Source organism: Thiobacter sp. AK1, from assembly GCF_039822265.1.
GTDB lineage: Bacteria > Pseudomonadota > Gammaproteobacteria > Burkholderiales > Thiobacteraceae > Thiobacter > Thiobacter aerophilum.
The window spans coordinates 18848-34833 of record NZ_JBAJEX010000005.1; the positions used below are offsets into that span (position 1 = coordinate 18848).

Sequence of the window (15986 nt, forward strand, 5' to 3'; positions counted from 1 at the left end):
TTTCGCCCATGCGCGGGATGGCCCTGTCTGCGCGGCTAGCGGCGCTTATGCAACCCCTGTCCCGCGAAACCGGCCCGATCGCGCTCACGGCGCGGCGCATCTACATTCTTCCCACACGCCACGGGGTGCTGTTCGCGTTGTTCTTGCTCGCCATGTTGGTGGGGGCCGTCAACTACGCCTTGAGCCTTGGCTTTCTGCTGGTGTTCCTGCTAGCGGGTGTGGCACTCGCGGCCATGCTCCACACCTGGCGCAACCTGCGCGACGTGGTGGTAAGCCCGCTCGGTGCGACGCCCGCCTTCGCCGGCGGCGAGGCCCAGTTTCATTTCAGTCTGTCCGCGCCCTCCCCGCGCCCCGCCCTGGTGCTCGCCGCGGGGAGCGCCGCGGTTCGGGTCGATCTCGCAACAGTCACGCCGGTGAATTTGCCTGTGCCCGCACCATGTCGCGGACGGCTTGCGGCGCCGCGGCTTACCGTGTCCACCAGTTATCCCCTAGGCCTGTTCCGGGCCTGGGCCGTGCTGTATCCGGCGCTCACGACCCTGGTCTATCCCCGTCCCCTCGACCACGCCCGGCCGCCCCCGATCCCCGACACCGTAAACGGCGCTTGCCGCCGCCCGCTGGGCGAAGGCCGGGGCGATTTCGCCGGCCTGCGCCCCTTCGTGCCGGGCGATTCGCCCAGGGCTGTGGCGTGGAAGATGCTCGCCCGCGGCGGGCCGCTCGCCAGCAAGCGCTTCCACGGTGAGGCCGACACCACCCGTGCGCTCGACTGGGCTCATGCACCCGGGGACACGGAGACGAAGTTGTCTTGGCTTGCTCGGGCGGTACTCGATGCTGAACAGGCGGGCGTGCGCTACGGTCTTTCCCTTCCCGGGACGCGCATTCCGCCTGGGCACGGCAAAGCCCAGCGACAGGCGTGTCTGGCCGCGCTGGCCCTGTTTGGAAAGGCGGATCATGGCTGATACCCTCCTCGCAAGGCGCGAGAGCCTGGCGGTGGTGCTGGGTATCCTGCTGGTGGCGGCTGGACACGCGGCCCATCTGCCGCCGTGGCTTACGCTATTGACGGCCACCCTGCTCGGCTGGCGCCTGGCCGCAAGCCAGGGCTGGGTGCCTTTGCCTGGCCGCGGTCTGTTGATCCTGCTCGCACTGGCCTGCGCCGCGTCCATCCTCGTCGCCTACCATACCCTGTTCGGCCGCGAGGCGGGGGTGGCCATGCTCACCCTCATGGTGGCGCTCAAGCTCATGGAGATGCGCACCCGGCGCGACGCCGTGCTGACGGTCTTTCTGGGCTGGTTTCTGGTACTCACCCATTTTCTCTATGGACAGGACATCCTGCTTGCCCTGTATCTGTTTACCGCCACGGTCTGGTTGCTGGTGGCACTCGCGCTTCTCACCCATCCCGCCCAAAGTGTCCCGGCGGCGATGCGGCTTGCGCTCACCCTCACCATTCAGGCCCTGCCCCTCGTGGTGCTCTTGTTCGTGCTATTCCCGCGCCTGCCCGGGCCGCTGTGGGGGCTGCCCAAGGACACCTTTGCCGCGCGCAGCGGACTCGACGAAATCATGCGTCCCGGGAGCATCAGCCGTCTCGTGCAATCGGACGAGGTGGTCTTCCGCGCCGAGTTCAAAGGCCCGCCGCCCCCTGCAGCCCAGCGCTACTGGCGCGGCCCGGTACTGGAAATTTTCGATGGTGCAAGCTGGCAGCCCCATCGCGGCGCCGCCGTGTTGCCGGCCGTGGAGGCGGACGGTCCGCCCATCGCCTACAGCGTCACGCTGGAGCCCCACGGCAAACCCTGGGTGTTCGCGCTCGAGCTGCCCGACCCACTGGCGCTCGGGCCCCACATGCGCCTTGCGTCCACCTACCAGCTTTTCGCAACACAACCGCTCACTCAGCGGCAGCGCTTTGATCTCCTCGCCCTGCCCCAGCACCGACTCGACGCCAACCCAGATCCGCACACCCTCGCCCGCGCGCTGCAACTGCCGCCTTCGGGCAACTCCCGCGCCCGGGCCCTGGCCGAGCAGATGCGGCGCACGGCGCACTCGGATGGGGAAGTGGTCGAAGCCGTGCTGCGGCTGTTCCGGGAGCAGGATTTCCGCTACACCCTCACCCCACCCCTGCTTGGGCCCGATGGCGTGGACGAATTCCTGTTCGACACGCGCCGTGGTTTTTGCGAGCACTACGCGGGGGCGTTCACGTTTCTGATGCGCGCCGCAGGCGTACCCGCTCGGGTGGTGACGGGCTATCAAGGGGGCGAGTTCAACGAGCTGGGCGGCTATCTCATCGTCCGCCAGTCCGATGCCCATGCCTGGAGCGAAGTGTGGCTGCCGCAGCGAGGCTGGGTGCGGGTGGACCCCACCGCCGCCGTGGCCGCCTCACGCATCGAACGGGGCCCGTCCGCCGCCTTGCCGGCAGGGGAGCCCCTGCCCTACCTGCTGCGCAGCCAGCCGCTTTGGCTCAAAACCCTGCGCCTTAAGTGGGACGCGCTCAACCACCGTTGGAACCTGTGGGTGATCGGCTTCGATCAGGAACGCCAGGTGGGGCTGTTCGCACGCATGGGGTTTGGCATCGTCTCCTGGCGTAAGCTCGCCTGGATGCTGCTGGTGGCGCTCGCGGCAAGCTTCATCCTGCTTGCCGCCCTCACCCTGCGTTTGCCGGCCCCACGCGATCCCGTGCAAGCGGCGTGGCTACGCTTATGCCGCAAGCTTGCGCGGGCGGGGCTTCCGCGCGCACCCCAGGAAGGGCCACTGGCCTATGCCGAGCGGATCGGCAAGACGCGGCCCGAGCTGGCCGCGCCCCTCGCGGCGCTGGCGCGCCGCTATGCCGCGCTGCGCTACGGCGGAGAAAACGATCCCCACGCGGCGCGCGAGTTCGCGCGGCAGGCCGCCGCTTTCCCTGCGCCACGCCCTTGCGGCAAGCCTCACTCGACAGCATCCAGCGGCACCGGCCGTCCCACCGCCCAACCCTGAGCGTAGTGCACCCCCAGCTCGCCTAGCATGGCGAGGATGGCCTCGCTCTCCACGTATTCCGCTACCGTGTGGATATTCATCACCCGCGCCACGTCGCGCACGGCCTCCACCATGGCGCGGTCCACCGGGTCTGCCACGATGCGGCGCACGAAGGAACCGTCAATCTTCACGAAATCGACGGGCAGGTTGCGCAGGTAGGCAAAGGAGGACAGCCCCGCGCCGAAGTCGTCCAGGCTGAAGCGGCAGCCCAGACGGCGCAAGCCTTCCATGAAGGTCACGGCCCGCTGCAAGTTGGCGATGGCCGCGGTCTCCGTGATCTCGAAGCAAATGCGCGCACAGGGCACGCCGTAGTGTTTGAGACGCGTCTTAACCCATTCCAGGAGACGATCGTCCGTGAGCGACTGGCCGGAGAGGTTGATGGACAAGCACAAATTCCCCGGATGCTGGGCGAGCCACTGGAAGGCGGTCTCGATCACCCAGCGGTCGATGCGCCCCATGAGCTGGTAGCGTTCCGCGGCGGCCAGGAAGGCACCGGGCAGGGTCAGGCTGCCATCTTCCTCCTCGAGGCGCAGCAGCACCTCGCCGTGTCGCAGCGGCTCCTCGCCGGTCACCGCCCGGATGGGTTGCCAGAACAGGCGGAAACGGTTTTGGTCCAGGGCCGCGGCCAGTCGCGCCACCCAGTCCATCTCCTGGGCCCGGCGCTTGAAATCCACCGATTCCGCCACGTATTCCACGATGCGTCCCCGCCCCTCCTCCTTGGCCGCATAGCAGGCGGTGTCCGCCGCCGAGAGCAGTTCGGAGACGCCATGCCCGGGCCCGTCGATGGTCACCAGCCCGACGCTGGCGCCGGTGGTGAAGGTGCGGTCTTTCCATAGGAAGCGGTGGTTCTGGAGCATGGTGAGCAGCGCCATCCCGATCTCCCGCGCCCGGGTGGCGCTGGTATAGGGCAAAAGCAAGCCAAACTCGTCGCCCCCCAAACGGGCCAGAACGTCATGCAGCCGCACCTGGGCCTGCATCTCCAGCGCCAGGCGCCGCAACAGCTCGTCACCGGCCACGTGGCCACAGGTATCGTTCACCACCTTGAATTGATCCAGGTCCACGTAGAGCAGGGCATGCTTGTCGCCGGGACGGGTCACCTCCAGCAACGCTTGCAGGCGCTGTTCGAACTCGGCGCGGTTGTAAAGGCCGGTGAGGGGATCGTGACTGGCCGCCCAGCGCAGCTTGGCCTGGAGGGTATGGGCCTCGGTGACATCGTGGAACACCAGCACCACGCCCAAGATGTCGCCGTCCCGGTCACGAATGGGCGCGGCGGAATCCTCGATGTTGAGCTCGCGGCCATCGCGGCTGATGAGCAGGGTGTGATTGCCCAGCCCCACCACCTGCCCCGTGGCGAGCACGGTTTCCACCGGATTGACAATGGGCACGCGGCGGGTCTCGTCCAAGATACGAAAGACCTGGGTGAGGGGTTTGCCGCGGGCTTCGTCTCTTCGCCAGCCGGTGAGGCGCTCGGCGACTGGATTCATGAAGCTCACCTGGCCTGCCACATCGGTGGTGATCACCGCATCGCCAATGGAAGTGAGGGTGACCTCGGCAAGCTCCTTCTCTTCCCACAGACGCGCCTCCAGTTCATCCCGCCGCGCCCGCTCCGTGCGCAGCGCCTGCACCATCACGCGGAAGTCACGCGCCAGCTGGCCCACTTCGTCCGGCTGCTCATCACCCTCGATGCGCACTTCGAGATCGCCGCTCGCCACGGCATCGGCCGCGGTGGACAGACGCGCCAGCCGCCGCGTCACCGCCTGCGTCACACCCCAGGCCACCAGCCCGCCCAGCACGATGGCAAGCACGGTAAAACCCACCCCACGCCAGATGAGCCGGCTGATGGCGGCATCCAGGCTCGCCCGTGAAAACGCCACCCGCGCATAGCCCACGGTACGCCCTGCCACCTCGACTGGATAAACGGCATCCACGATGCCGCCGTGTTCCAGCACCTGTGGCCCCCCCACGCTCAACAGCCGGCGACTCACCTCGTCGCCCAGCACCTGGTCAAACAAGCTATCGTCGCTGCTGGCACGCACCCGTCCTTGGTCGTCTGTCACCAGGGCGAAAGCGAGGTGAGGCACTTGGCGCAGGGCACCGGTGAGGGCATCCAGGGTATCCAGATCGCGGCTCACCAACGACGCGCCGCTACTCGTGGCAAGATTGCGCGCCAGCGCCCCCGCCTGACCGCGGAACTGTTCCCCCAACAGAATGCGCTCACGGTGAACGAAGTCAGCGGCGATGTAGGCCGACAGAGCGGCGTGCACCAGGATCACGCTGGCCAGAATGCGGCCACGCAAGGATTGCCAGAATCGCACCATGACAGTCAGCGGGCGATCACTGGTTTGAGGGCGGCAGGCAGCCCGATCTCGGCGTCATAACGCTCGAGGAAGGCACGAAAGGGCCGGTAGGTCTCATCGCTGGCCCGTTCGAAGCGGTGCTGGCCCAGTTTGAAGCGGCTGGCATCCACCGTAGGATCGGCTGCCATCGCCGCCAACGTGGCCGCGACTTTCTCCTTGAGCGCCGCCGGCACGTCTGCCCGTGCGACGATGGCATTGTGCGGCGAGGGATCCGTCACGAATAGCACGGCAAGGCGCGCCGCCTTGTTCGGCTCGTCGCGCTGGAAGGCGCGCAGGAAGCGTACCGACACGCCGCAGGCGGCGGCATCGCCGGCGCCCGCATTGAGCAGGGCCGCCACCTGGGTGCCCGTGTATTGCAATCGCAAACTTTTCACGTCCACCCCATGACGGTGCAAATACCAGAGGGGCAAGAGGGTCGCCGCCACCGCTGTCGCCGAGGGAAAGCACAGGGTCTCGCCCGACAGTTGCCTCAACCCAGTGATGCGGCCCTCACGGGTGACCAGGGCGCCGCGGAAATCCTCGTCCGGAAAATTCTTGGCGATCACGTGGTAGCCCACGCGCTGGGCGATCAGGGTTTGAACCGGATTGGGCAGGGCGAAGTGGTAACGCCGGGCCACGAGCCGCGCCTCGAATTCGGAATAATCCTTCGCCCCCTCCAGCTGGAACTTCACGTTCGGAATGTGCTGCTCCAGGTAATCGAGTATGGGTTGATACGCGGCGACCAGCTCCTGGGGATTGAGATGGGGGTGAAAGCCAAATACGTAAGTCGCTTGCGCGCGTCCCCCCCCGGGGTTCACGGGCGTCGGGCGGTATTCCGCGGCATGGCTGGTGGCGAGGGCGAGAAAAAAGATTGCCGCCCAAAATCGTCGCATGGGTCTTCCCTTGTTCGTTTCGTGTCACACCGCACCCCGTGCGGCCCGGACCTCATGCCAGACATGGTAGCAAAAGACATTTTGACGAAAAACCAAAAAGAGAATGAGGCCCAGCGAAGGGACGACTCGGATCGCAGTCAACGGCGTTTTTTGCTGCGCGGTGGAAGGCGCTTTGGCAGCGGTATGCCTGCGCTCAGGCGATCAGGAACGCGATGCGCGAAGAAGCACGCCCATAAACCCTCGAATATCCCGAGTGGAACAGGGCCGCGCCTACGCCCCGGCCCCATCAGGGCTGTGGCTTTTGCCCGCGCGGTACGTCAGGCAGCTGCTTCGGCGCGTGGTCATGCTCGTCGGGATCGATGGCCCAAAGGCGGTGGGCATCCAGAAGGAGCCGGTAGCGCGCCTCATTGGCCTCGAGGGTTGCGAGGCTTGCAGCCAGCCGCGCCTCGAGGGCGAGCCGGCGCGCAGTCAATACACCGGACAGGCCGCCTTCGCCCAAGGCATAGGCGCGAGCGGCCAGCGCCGCCGCCGCTTCCATTTCCCGCGCCGCCGAGGCCTGGGCCATCGCCGCGGCATACGCCGCCTGCGCGCCATGAAACAGGTTCTCGGCTTCCGCGGCGAGCTTGGCCGCAACCACAGCCTCGCGCTGAGCGGCCATGTCGGCTTCGGCGCGGCTTGCGTCCACTGCCGCGGCGCGCGCCGCACCGCCCAAGGGAACGGTCAGTGTCAGGCCAATGATGTGCTCCTCGCCGCCCCGCTCCCGCGCGGCGCGCACACCCACGGTGGGATCGGGTATACGCTCGGCCTCGGCCCGCGTCAGCGCCAGGCGCGCCCGCCGCGTTTCCGCCTGGGCGGCAGCCAGCTCATGGTTGTGGGCAAGCACCTCCTCGCGCCAGTACGCGCCATCGAATTCCACCGGGCGCGGTTGCGCGATCTGCACGGCATCCGGCAGGGTGAGGCCGGGGAAACGACGCATGAGTTCGGTGGCCGCTGCCTGCGCTCGGAAGCGGGCCTGGGCGCGATTGGCCTCGGCCTGGGCGAGGGCCGCCTGCGCCGCAAGGCGTTCCAGGCGAGGGGCATCGCCGGCGTGGATGCGCTTGTCCACCGCCACGAGTTGTTGTTGCAACAAAGCCACCTGTTCCTCCCAGAGCGCGGCTTGGCTGCGCTCCTTGAGCCAGGCGAACCAACCTTTGAGCAAGCTCCGCGCCGCCTCGTGTAGCGCATCGCCCAGCGCCAGCCGGGCCTGGGTCACGCCTTGCTCGCCCAGGGCCCCATCCAACGCGGCCTTACCCGGCAGCCGTAGCGTCCGCTCCACAGCCAGGTCCCACTCCCTGTATTGCGCGGTGGGCGCGGCACGCACATCCCGCTCTTGCCCCGTGACGCGCACCACGGTTTCGTGCGGTCCGGCAAGAAGACGTTTGCGGGTGGCTTCCTGCATGCCAATGCCGGCGCGGGCCGCCACCACACTCGGCACCCGCTCCAGCACTTGGCGCACCACCGACGGCGGCGGCAAATCGGGCACAGCCAACTCCTCGGCGGCGTGGGCGGTGGCGACGATAAGCGTGAGCGACAGCAGGCACGCGCGTTTCATGCCAGCCTCCCGAAACCAGACACCGGCATGGTCCACCAGGCGATCTCTGGACTAACGAGGCTCTCGCGCAGGTGTGCAAGCAAAGCATCGGCCTTGTCGCGCTCGGTGACGATTTGCACCATCACGCGCACCACGCGACCACGCACCTGCTCGGCGCTGCCGCGGTACACCACCCCTCGACCGTGACCGTCTACCACCTGGGTCGTGAATCCTGGCACCCATTCCGGATGTTCCAGCAAGTGGTCTACCAGGGCCTCCTCCAGGCTGCGGGGCAGGACGATGGTGAGACAAGTCATCATGTCACGCGCTCCTTGGCGGATTCGACGCCGAAACGGGAGAAGAGGATGGGAAGCAGCACGAGGGTGAGTAGCGTGGAGGTGACCAGACCGCCAATGACCACGATGGCGAGCGGACGTTGGATCTCCGATCCGGGCCCGGTGGCAAACAGCAGCGGGACCAGGCCGAAGGCGGCGATGGAGGCCGTCATCAGCACGGGTCGCAGGCGACGCTGGGCGCCTTCCACCACGGCCTGCGCCAGGCTCATGCCCTGGGCGAGCAACTGGTTGAAATGACTCACCATCACCACGCCATTGAGCACCGCGATGCCAAGCAGTGCGATGAAGCCAACCGAAGCTGGCACCGAGAGATACTCCCCGGAGATCCAGAGGGCGCACACACCACCGATCATGGCGAAGGGAATGTTGGTGAGGACCAAAAGCGCCTGCCGCACGGAGCGGAAGGTGGCAAACAACAGGAGGAAGATGAGCAACAGCGCCACCGGCACGACGATGGATAGACGCGCCGCGGCACGCTGCTGGTTTTCGAACTGGCCGCCCCATTCGAGACGATAGCCAGCAGGCAGCGGCACACGTGCCGCCACCGCCGCCCTGGCATCGGTCACGAAGCCCACCAAATCCCGCCCGCGCACGTTAGACTGGATCACCGCCATGCGCGCCGCGTTTTCGTGTTCGATTTTCACCGGCCCATCCGTGCGGCGAATGTGCGCCACGGCGGAAAGCGGCACCTGGCCTGCCGGTGTCACCAGCTGCACGCGAGCGAGGGCATCCGCTCCCCGACGCAGGGCATCGTCACCACGCAGCAAAAGCGGCGTACGCCGGCCCGGTTCCACCACCACGCCCAGTATGCGGCCTTCCACCAGGGCACGCAGCGCGTTCTGGATGTCTTCCACGTTGAAACCCAGGCGCCCAGCCGCGAGGCGGTCGATATCGATTTGCAGATACTGCACCCCCTCGTTCTTTACCGTATAGACGTCCTGGCTGCCCGGCACCTGACGCAGCACCTGCTCGATTCTGCGCGCCAGTCCATCCAGGGTGGCGGCGTCCGGCCCGAACACCTTCACCGCCACGTCACCCCGCACGCCGGTGAGCATCTCTGACACCCGCATCTCGATGGGCTGCGTGAAATTCACCGCCACGCCCGGGAACGCTGCCATCACCTTGCGCAACTCATCGGTAAGCCATTCCTTGTCCGGCTTGCGCCACTCGTTGCGGGGTTTGAGCACGAGGAAGCTGTCGGTGTCGTTGAAACCCATGGGATCGAGCCCCAGCTCGTCGGAACCGGTGCGGGCGACGATGCCCCGCACTTCCGGCACCCGCGCGAGCACCGCCCGCTGCACGGCGAGATCCAGGCGTGTGGACTCCTCTAGGCTAATGGAAGGCAGTTTCACCAGCTGCATGATGATGTCGCCCTCGTCCATGGTTGGCATGAAGGTTTTGCCGATGCGGGTGTACACGATGGCCGTGGCCGCGAGGAGGACCAGCGCCACCACCACGACCTGTTTCTGGTGGGCCAGTGCCCACGCCAATAGCGGCCGGTACAGGGCAGACAGTTTGCGTGGTAGCCAGGGCTCGCCATGGCCCACGTGGGTGAGCAAAAACGACGAAGCCACCGGAATCACGGTGAGCGCGAGCAGCAACGACGCGGACAGGGCGAACACGATCGCGAGCGCCACCGGGATGAACAGCTTGCCTTCCAATCCCTGTAGCGTGAGCAGCGGCAGGAAGACGATGACGATGATGGCAATACCGGAGGCGACCGGGACGGCCACCTCACGCACCGCGCGATAGACGACATGGAGATGCGGCACGGGGCTTTCCGCACGGCGCTGGGCGAGATGGGTCACTATGTTTTCCACCACTACCACCGCCGCATCCACCAGCATGCCTATGGCGATGGCCAGCCCGCCCAGACTCATGAGATTGGCCGACATGCCCGAAAGACGCATGAGGATGAAGGTGGCCAGGGCCGCCAGGGGCAATGTCAAGGCCACCACCAGCGCCGCGCGCAGATTGCCCAGAAACAAAAGCAGCAGCACCAGAACCAGCACGATGGCCTCCGCCAGCGCGCGCGCCACCGTGCCCACCGCTCGTTCCACCAGGTGGCCACGGTCGTAGAACACTTCGATTCTCACCCCGGGAGGCAGGCTTCTTTCGATTTCTTTGAGCTTGGCGCGCACACCCTGCACCACCTGCCGCGCATTGGCACCACGCAGGCCTAGTACCAGGCCTTGCGCGGCCTGGCCGCGTCCATCGCGGGTCACAGCGCCATAACGAGTGAGGCTACCCACCCGCACCGTGGCCACATCGCCCACCCGCACGACTTGGCCGTCGCGTCGCGTCACCACGATGGCCGCAAGATCTGCGAGGGTGCGCACCGCGCCCTCCGCGCGCACCACCAGCACTTCCTCGCCATCGTGGAGACGCCCGGCGCCGTCGTTGCGATTGTTGTTGACAAGCGCCGCTTCCAGCTCGGCCATGCTCACGCCCCGTGCCGAAAGCCGGACCGGATCCACCGCCACCTCGAAGGCGCGGGCGTAGCCCCCCAAGGTGTTGACGTCCGCCACACCAGGCAGGGTGCGCAACTGCGGACGGATCACCCATTCCAGCAGGCTGCGCCGCGCTTCGAGGCTCAGCCCCCCGCCCTCCACGGTAAACATGAACATCTCGCCCAGCGGCGTGGTGATAGGCGCAAGCCCCCCGCCCACACCCGGCGGCAGCGCGCCCAGAATGCCGTTTAGACGTTCCGCCACCTGCTGGCGCGCCCAGTAGATGTCGGTGCCGTCCTCGAAGTCGATGGTGATGTCCGCCAGCCCATACTTGGACACCGAGCGCAGCACGCGTTGATGGGGAATACCCAGCATCTCCAGCTCGATGGGTGTCGTGATGCGCGCCTCCACTTCCTCCGGCGTCATGCCCGGCGCCTTCATTACCAGCTTCACCTGGGTCGTGGAGACATCGGGAAAGGCGTCGATGGGCAGGTCGCGGAACGCGATCACGCCCGCCCCCACCAACAGCAAGGTGAGCACCCCCACAAGCAGACGCTGGCTGAGCGCGAATTCGGTGAGGCGGCCAAGCATGCGTCAGTCCTGGCCCACACCCGTAACCATGGCCTTCAGCGCCGCCACGCCCTTGACCGCGACTTGCGCCTGATCCGGCAAATTGCCGCTCACCACCACTTGCCCAGCCTCTTCCTCCAGCAGCGTGACCGGCATCATGGCAAAGCCTCCACGTGTCTTAACGAAGACATGAGCCCGTCCCTGATGGCGTGCCACCGCCGCCGCTGGCAGTCGCCAGGCCCGCCCCGCTGCCGCGCTTTCCACGCGTGCCTCGACGAACTGACCGGGACGCAAGGCGCCAAGCCCAGTCGTCAGCTCCGCGCGCACCGGCAGCGATTGGCTGGCAGCGTCCATGCTCGCGCCCACCGCCACCACCCGTCCGCGCGCACCGTCCACGCTCACCCGCGCACCGGGGCGAATCGCCAATCCATCCGCCAAGCCTGCCTGCAACTCGATCCACAGGGGTGCCAAGCGCGCGATCCGGAACAGGGGCGTGTTGGCCTCCACCCGCTGCCCCGGCTGAACCAGCTGCTCCAGCACCACCCCCGCGGCGGGTGCAACGAGGTTAAGCGTGCCCGACAGGCCGCGCGCAGCCGTCAAGGCGGCGATGGCCGCCTCACTCATGCCGTACAGGCGCAACACCTGACGCCGCTCCGCATAAGCCGCCTGTGCCTGGGCGTGGGCCGCTTGCGCAGCCAAAAGCCGCCCCTCGGCGATGATGCCTTCGCGATGGAGAGCCTCCTCGCGACGCAAGGTCGTCTCCGCCAGGCCTAACTGGCTTGCCGCCTGCAGGTACTCGCGCTGTGCTTCAAGCAGCATGGGACTTGCCAGTACGGCCAGAGGCGTCCCCGCGCTCACCGTCTGCTGGGCCGCCACACGCACTTGCTCCACCAACCCCGCCACGGGCGCGGCGACGACCCGGATCTGGGAAGGCGGGATGGTCACGCGGCCAGGCAGCAGGCGCACCGTCGCGGCCTGCGCAGCCGGCAACGCCTGGGTCACCACCCCCAGCGACTGCATCTGGGCCGGGGTAAGGGAAACCGCCAGCGGCGGCTCGGCCGCAGCCGCGGCAACAGGCAAGGCGAAGAGGAAGAAGACGACCATGCAAGAGACCCGGGCGACCCACATGAACGGACCTTTCTGCGAACTGGGTTGGACTGCTTTCGGCCAATGATTTGGGACCGGTTAGGCACTTATGGAGTGGAGCCACGCACCCACCCTAGCGAACGAAAGCAGCACGGCCGCCATTCTAGCCGCCCTGGTCAAAGAGCGGCTTACCGCTGGCTTAAGACAGCGAGTCTTAAGCCAGGCCGCGGCAGGCGTGAACGGGTCAGATCAGAAGTCGCCGCAGGTTGTGCAGATTGAGACGGCGCAGGCCATCGACCCACACGCGGAAATCCATGTCATGGCGCGCACCCAGTTCCAGCGCGCGCTGGCGCAGGTCGTCCCAGCGGGGATGATTGGGACTTCTGTTGAAGCACAGAGCGACCACATTGCTGTGGCTGCCGGCAGGTAGCAGCAGCACGAGATCGTCGAAGACATGGAACAAGCGTTCCACCAGCGTGTTGAAGTTGCCGTCGCAGCTCCAGAGGTTGATCACCAGCATGCCGTCCTCGGCCAGGACGTTGCGACAGTCTCGATAGAATTCGGCAGTCGTGAGGGCTTCCACCTGGCAGTGTTCGTCGTAGCCGTCCACCATCAGGATATCCCACGGGCCGCGGTGCGCCCGCACATACTCGGCCCCGTCCGCCACCACCACGCGCAAGCGTCCATCGTCCGGCGGCACGTGGAAGAACTGGCGCGCCACGGTGACCACCTCCGGATCGATCTCGACCACCGTGGTGTCGGCCTCCGGTAGGTGCTTCCAGACCCACTTGGGCAGCGAGCCGCCACCCAACCCGATCATCAGAAAACGCCGCGGTGCGCGATGGAACAAAAGGCAGGCCAGCATGGCGCGTGTATAGGCGAGTTCCAGCTGGAAGGGCTGGTTCAGACGCATGGCGGACTGCACCGTGTCATTGCCCAGGTGCAGTGTGCGCACCCCATCCTTCTCGCTCACCTCCACCCGCGTGCCGGCGCGCGCCTGTCGGTGGATCCGCCACTTCGCCAAAAATCCCATGCGCCGCTTTATACCACCCGCCCGTGCCTCATCCAAGGACCGCCGCATGGCCGCTATTGAGCGTTACGTAAGTCGTTGACAGGCTGCGTAAGTCAAACGTCATTCCCGCGAAAGCGGGAATCCAGGGTATGCCTCGCCATGTTCCTGGGTCCCCGCTTTCGCGGGGACGACACAAAGGTGTCACCTACTTACGTAATGCTCAATAGAATGCCTACCGCAACTGCCGAAACCAGTGGCGGGAGCGGCTTAAGCCGCGATCTTATCAATCAAGCCGGGCTCCGCGCTTCCGCGTTATAATTTCGGCCCTTTCTCATTCCACAACAAAATCATGCGCGTCAGCCACTTTTTCTTGTCCACCCTCAAGGAAGCGCCTGCGGAAGCCGAGCTCGTATCGCACAAACTCATGCTGCGGGCGGGGCTCATCCGCCGCCTGGGCAGCGGTCTGTATACGTGGATGCCGCTGGGCTTGAGGGTGCTGCGCAAGGTGGAAGCCATCGTGCGCGAGGAAATGAACAAGGCCGGCGCCATCGAACTCCTGATGCCGGCGGTGCAGCCGGCGGAATTGTGGCAGGAGACGGGACGCTGGGAGCTGTTCGGGCCGCAGATGCTCAAGATCAAGGATCGCCACCAACGTGACTATTGCTTCGGCCCGACCCACGAGGAAGTCATCACGGACATCGCGCGGCGAGAGATCCGCAGCTATCGCCAGCTGCCTGTGAACTTCTATCAGATCCAAACCAAGTTCCGCGACGAGATTCGTCCCCGCTTCGGCGTGATGCGCGCACGGGAATTCATCATGAAGGACGCCTATTCCTTCCACGCCGATTTGGCAAGCCTTGAGGCCACCTACCGCGTGATGTACGAAACCTACACGCGCATCTTCGAGCGCCTGGGCCTGAAATTCCGTGCCGTGGCGGCGGACACCGGCGCCATCGGCGGCACCGGCTCCCATGAATTCCACGTGCTGGCGGATTCCGGCGAGGACGCCATCGCCTTCTGCCCCACCTCCGACTACGCGGCCAACGTGGAACTGGCCGAGGCGATGCCCCCCGCGACGCCGCGCCCCGCGCCGTCGCGCCCCATGCAGAAAGTCGCCACGCCGGGCGCCCATAGCATCGCCGAGGTCTGTGCTTTGCTGGACGTTCCGCCGCAGCAGGTGGTCAAGACCTTGATCGTGGAAGGCAGCCACGGCTTGGTCGCGCTGCTTTTGCGCGGCGATCACGAGCTCAACGAGGTCAAGGTGGGTAAGCTGCCGGAAGTCGGCCAGCTCAAGGGCTTCGCCTCCGACACCCGCATCCGTGAGGCGGTGGGCTGCGGCACTGGCTCCCTGGGACCGGTGGGACTCACGCTGCCCATGATCGCGGACCGCTCGGTGGCGGTGATGGCGGATTTCGTGTGCGGCGCCAACGAGGACGGCTTCCATCTCACGGGGGTGAATTTCGGCCGCGATCTGCCGGAGCCTCGGGTGGCGGACATCCGCAACGTGGTGGCAGGTGACCCGAGCCCCGACGGCAAGGGCTCGCTCATGATCTGCCGCGGCATCGAAGTAGGCCACATCTTCCAGTTGCGCACCAAATATTCGGAAGCCATGCACGCCACCTTCCTGGACGAGGAAGGCAAGGCACGCACGATGGAAATGGGGTGCTATGGCATCGGCGTGTCGCGCATCGTGGGGGCGGCCATCGAACAGAACCACGACGAGCGGGGCATCATCTTCCCGCGAGCCATGGCGCCCTTCGACCTGGCCATCGTGCCCATTGGGCTTTCCAAGTCTCACGCCGTGCGGGAAACTGTCGAAAAACTTTACAGTGAGCTTACCTTGGCGGGACTGGAAGTCCTTTTGGATGATAGAGATGAGCGACCTGGCGTGATGTTTGCTGATATGGAGCTAATCGGCATTCCTCACCGCATCGTGGTGGGGGAGCGCAACCTCAAGGAAGGGCGCATCGAGTATCAGGGACGGCGCGATGTAACCGCCACCCCCTTAAGCCTCACCGAGGCGGTGGCCTTCCTGAAAACGAAAGTGCTGTCGGAGGTCTGAACAGGATGAAGGGCTGGCGCGTCCTGCTTTTACTGGCGGCATTCGCTGTACCGGGCGTGAGTCTGGCCGGCGCCCAGGTCTATGAGGAGCTCTCCGCCAGCGTGCGTGCGGCTCTGTCCAAGAGTGTGGCCGACACGGCCGCGCCGCGTATCGTCACGCGCGATCCCCGGGAAGCAGAGGCCTGGCTTGCCGCCATGTCGAAACGGCTGGAACGCTTCATGCCGGATGCAGCCGAGCGGCGCGATTTCCTGGTGACGGTGCATTATGAGGCTACCCGCGCGGGCCTGGATCCACAGCTGGTGCTGGGTCTCATCCAGGTGGAGAGCGGCTTCCGCAAGTACGCCGTGTCCTCGGCCTCGGCGCGCGGCTACATGCAGGTGATGCCTTTCTGGGTGAAGCTCATCGGCACGCCGGAACACAACCTGTTCCACCTGCGCACCAACCTGCGCTACGGCTGCACCATCCTGCGCCACTACCTGGACATGGAAAACGGCAATCTCTTCCGCGCCCTGGGCCGCTACAACGGCAGCCTCGGCCAGCCCGACTATCCCAACATGGTGGTGGGCGCGTGGAAGACCCGCTGGGCGTGGAACTACGAGGAAAACCGGCGCACCGCGGGACAGACGCTGCCGCGCCAGCCAGGTTGAGGCCGCG

11 protein-coding genes are annotated in these 15986 nt (G+C 66.3%); 4 read left to right on the forward strand and 7 right to left on the reverse strand.

Features of this window, described 5'->3' with window-relative positions; genetic code table 11:
• Window positions 1-8: 8 nt before the first annotated feature.
• Both V6E02_RS07435 and V6E02_RS07440 read left to right on the forward strand, forming a co-directional pair.
• Window positions 9-956: a DUF58 domain-containing protein gene (locus tag V6E02_RS07435; protein ID WP_347308151.1), complete on the forward strand. Its 948-nt coding sequence runs from the start codon at window positions 9-11 to the stop codon at window positions 954-956.
• A complete protein-coding gene (locus tag V6E02_RS07440; protein ID WP_347308152.1) occupies window positions 949-2958 on the forward strand; it encodes a transglutaminase TgpA family protein in 2010 nt (669 codons plus the stop codon). The genes V6E02_RS07435 and V6E02_RS07440 overlap by 8 nt, the downstream gene beginning before the upstream one ends.
• Here V6E02_RS07440 and V6E02_RS07445 read toward each other — a convergent pair.
• The 7 genes from V6E02_RS07445 to V6E02_RS07475 all read right to left on the reverse strand — a co-directional run bounded on the left by V6E02_RS07445 (window position 2910) and on the right by V6E02_RS07475 (window position 13291).
• On the reverse strand, window positions 2910-5315 hold the full coding sequence (locus tag V6E02_RS07445; RefSeq protein ID WP_347308153.1) for an EAL domain-containing protein: 2406 nt from the start codon (window positions 5313-5315) through the stop codon (window positions 2910-2912). The two genes, V6E02_RS07440 and V6E02_RS07445, sit on opposite strands and share 49 nt — an antisense overlap.
• Window positions 5316-5320: 5 nt before the next feature.
• Window positions 5321-6226, reverse strand: coding sequence for a phosphate/phosphite/phosphonate ABC transporter substrate-binding protein (locus V6E02_RS07450; RefSeq protein WP_347308154.1), 906 nt, complete (start codon window positions 6224-6226; stop codon window positions 5321-5323).
• A 286-nt stretch (window positions 6227-6512) separates the two neighbouring features.
• Window positions 6513-7817 carry a TolC family protein gene (locus V6E02_RS07455; RefSeq protein WP_347308155.1) on the reverse strand — a complete coding sequence of 435 codons (1305 nt, stop codon included), beginning with the start codon at window positions 7815-7817 and terminating at the stop codon, window positions 6513-6515.
• Window positions 7814-8116: a DUF3240 family protein gene (locus V6E02_RS07460; protein ID WP_347308156.1), complete on the reverse strand. Its 303-nt coding sequence runs from the start codon at window positions 8114-8116 to the stop codon at window positions 7814-7816. Before V6E02_RS07460 ends, V6E02_RS07455 begins: the two co-directional genes overlap by 4 nt.
• Complete coding sequence (locus tag V6E02_RS07465; protein ID WP_347308157.1) at window positions 8113-11193, reverse strand: efflux RND transporter permease subunit; 3081 nt, start codon at window positions 11191-11193, stop codon at window positions 8113-8115. The genes V6E02_RS07460 and V6E02_RS07465 overlap by 4 nt, the downstream gene beginning before the upstream one ends.
• A gap of 3 nt (window positions 11194-11196) precedes the next feature.
• A complete protein-coding gene (locus V6E02_RS07470) occupies window positions 11197-12276 on the reverse strand; it encodes an efflux RND transporter periplasmic adaptor subunit (RefSeq protein WP_347308158.1) in 1080 nt (359 codons plus the stop codon).
• A 226-nt stretch (window positions 12277-12502) separates the two neighbouring features.
• Entirely contained in the window at window positions 12503-13291 is a 789-nt protein-coding gene (locus V6E02_RS07475) for a polyamine aminopropyltransferase (RefSeq protein WP_347308159.1), read from the reverse strand.
• Window positions 13292-13619: 328 nt separating this feature from the next.
• Here V6E02_RS07475 and V6E02_RS07480 point away from each other — a divergent pair, with 328 nt between their 5' ends.
• A complete protein-coding gene (locus V6E02_RS07480; protein ID WP_347308160.1) occupies window positions 13620-15332 on the forward strand; it encodes a proline--tRNA ligase in 1713 nt (570 codons plus the stop codon).
• A 5-nt stretch (window positions 15333-15337) separates the two neighbouring features.
• Window positions 15338-15979, forward strand: coding sequence for a lytic transglycosylase domain-containing protein (locus V6E02_RS07485; protein WP_347308161.1), 642 nt, complete (start codon window positions 15338-15340; stop codon window positions 15977-15979).
• The last annotated feature ends 7 nt before the right edge of the window (window positions 15980-15986 follow it).

Bases quoted from the DNA above. Each gene is read 5' to 3' on its own strand.
- V6E02_RS07450 (WP_347308154.1), bottom strand. From the start codon at position 6,226: ATGCGACGATTTTGGGCGGCAATCTTTTTTCTCGCCCTCGCCACCAGC.
- V6E02_RS07465 (WP_347308157.1), bottom strand. From the start codon at position 11,193: ATGCTTGGCCGCCTCACCGAATTCGCGCTCAGCCAGCGTCTGCTTGTG.
- V6E02_RS07470 (WP_347308158.1), bottom strand. From the start codon at position 12,276: ATGGTCGTCTTCTTCCTCTTCGCCTTGCCTGTTGCCGCGGCTGCGGCC.
- V6E02_RS07485 (WP_347308161.1), top strand. From the start codon at position 15,338: ATGAAGGGCTGGCGCGTCCTGCTTTTACTGGCGGCATTCGCTGTACCG.
- V6E02_RS07445 (WP_347308153.1), bottom strand. From the start codon at position 5,315: ATGGTGCGATTCTGGCAATCCTTGCGTGGCCGCATTCTGGCCAGCGTG.
- V6E02_RS07475 (WP_347308159.1), bottom strand. From the start codon at position 13,291: ATGGGATTTTTGGCGAAGTGGCGGATCCACCGACAGGCGCGCGCCGGC.
- V6E02_RS07460 (WP_347308156.1), bottom strand. From the start codon at position 8,116: ATGATGACTTGTCTCACCATCGTCCTGCCCCGCAGCCTGGAGGAGGCC.
- V6E02_RS07435 (WP_347308151.1), top strand. From the start codon at position 9: ATGCGCGGGATGGCCCTGTCTGCGCGGCTAGCGGCGCTTATGCAACCC.
- V6E02_RS07455 (WP_347308155.1), bottom strand. From the start codon at position 7,817: ATGAAACGCGCGTGCCTGCTGTCGCTCACGCTTATCGTCGCCACCGCC.
- V6E02_RS07440 (WP_347308152.1), top strand. From the start codon at position 949: ATGGCTGATACCCTCCTCGCAAGGCGCGAGAGCCTGGCGGTGGTGCTG.
- V6E02_RS07480 (WP_347308160.1), top strand. From the start codon at position 13,620: ATGCGCGTCAGCCACTTTTTCTTGTCCACCCTCAAGGAAGCGCCTGCG.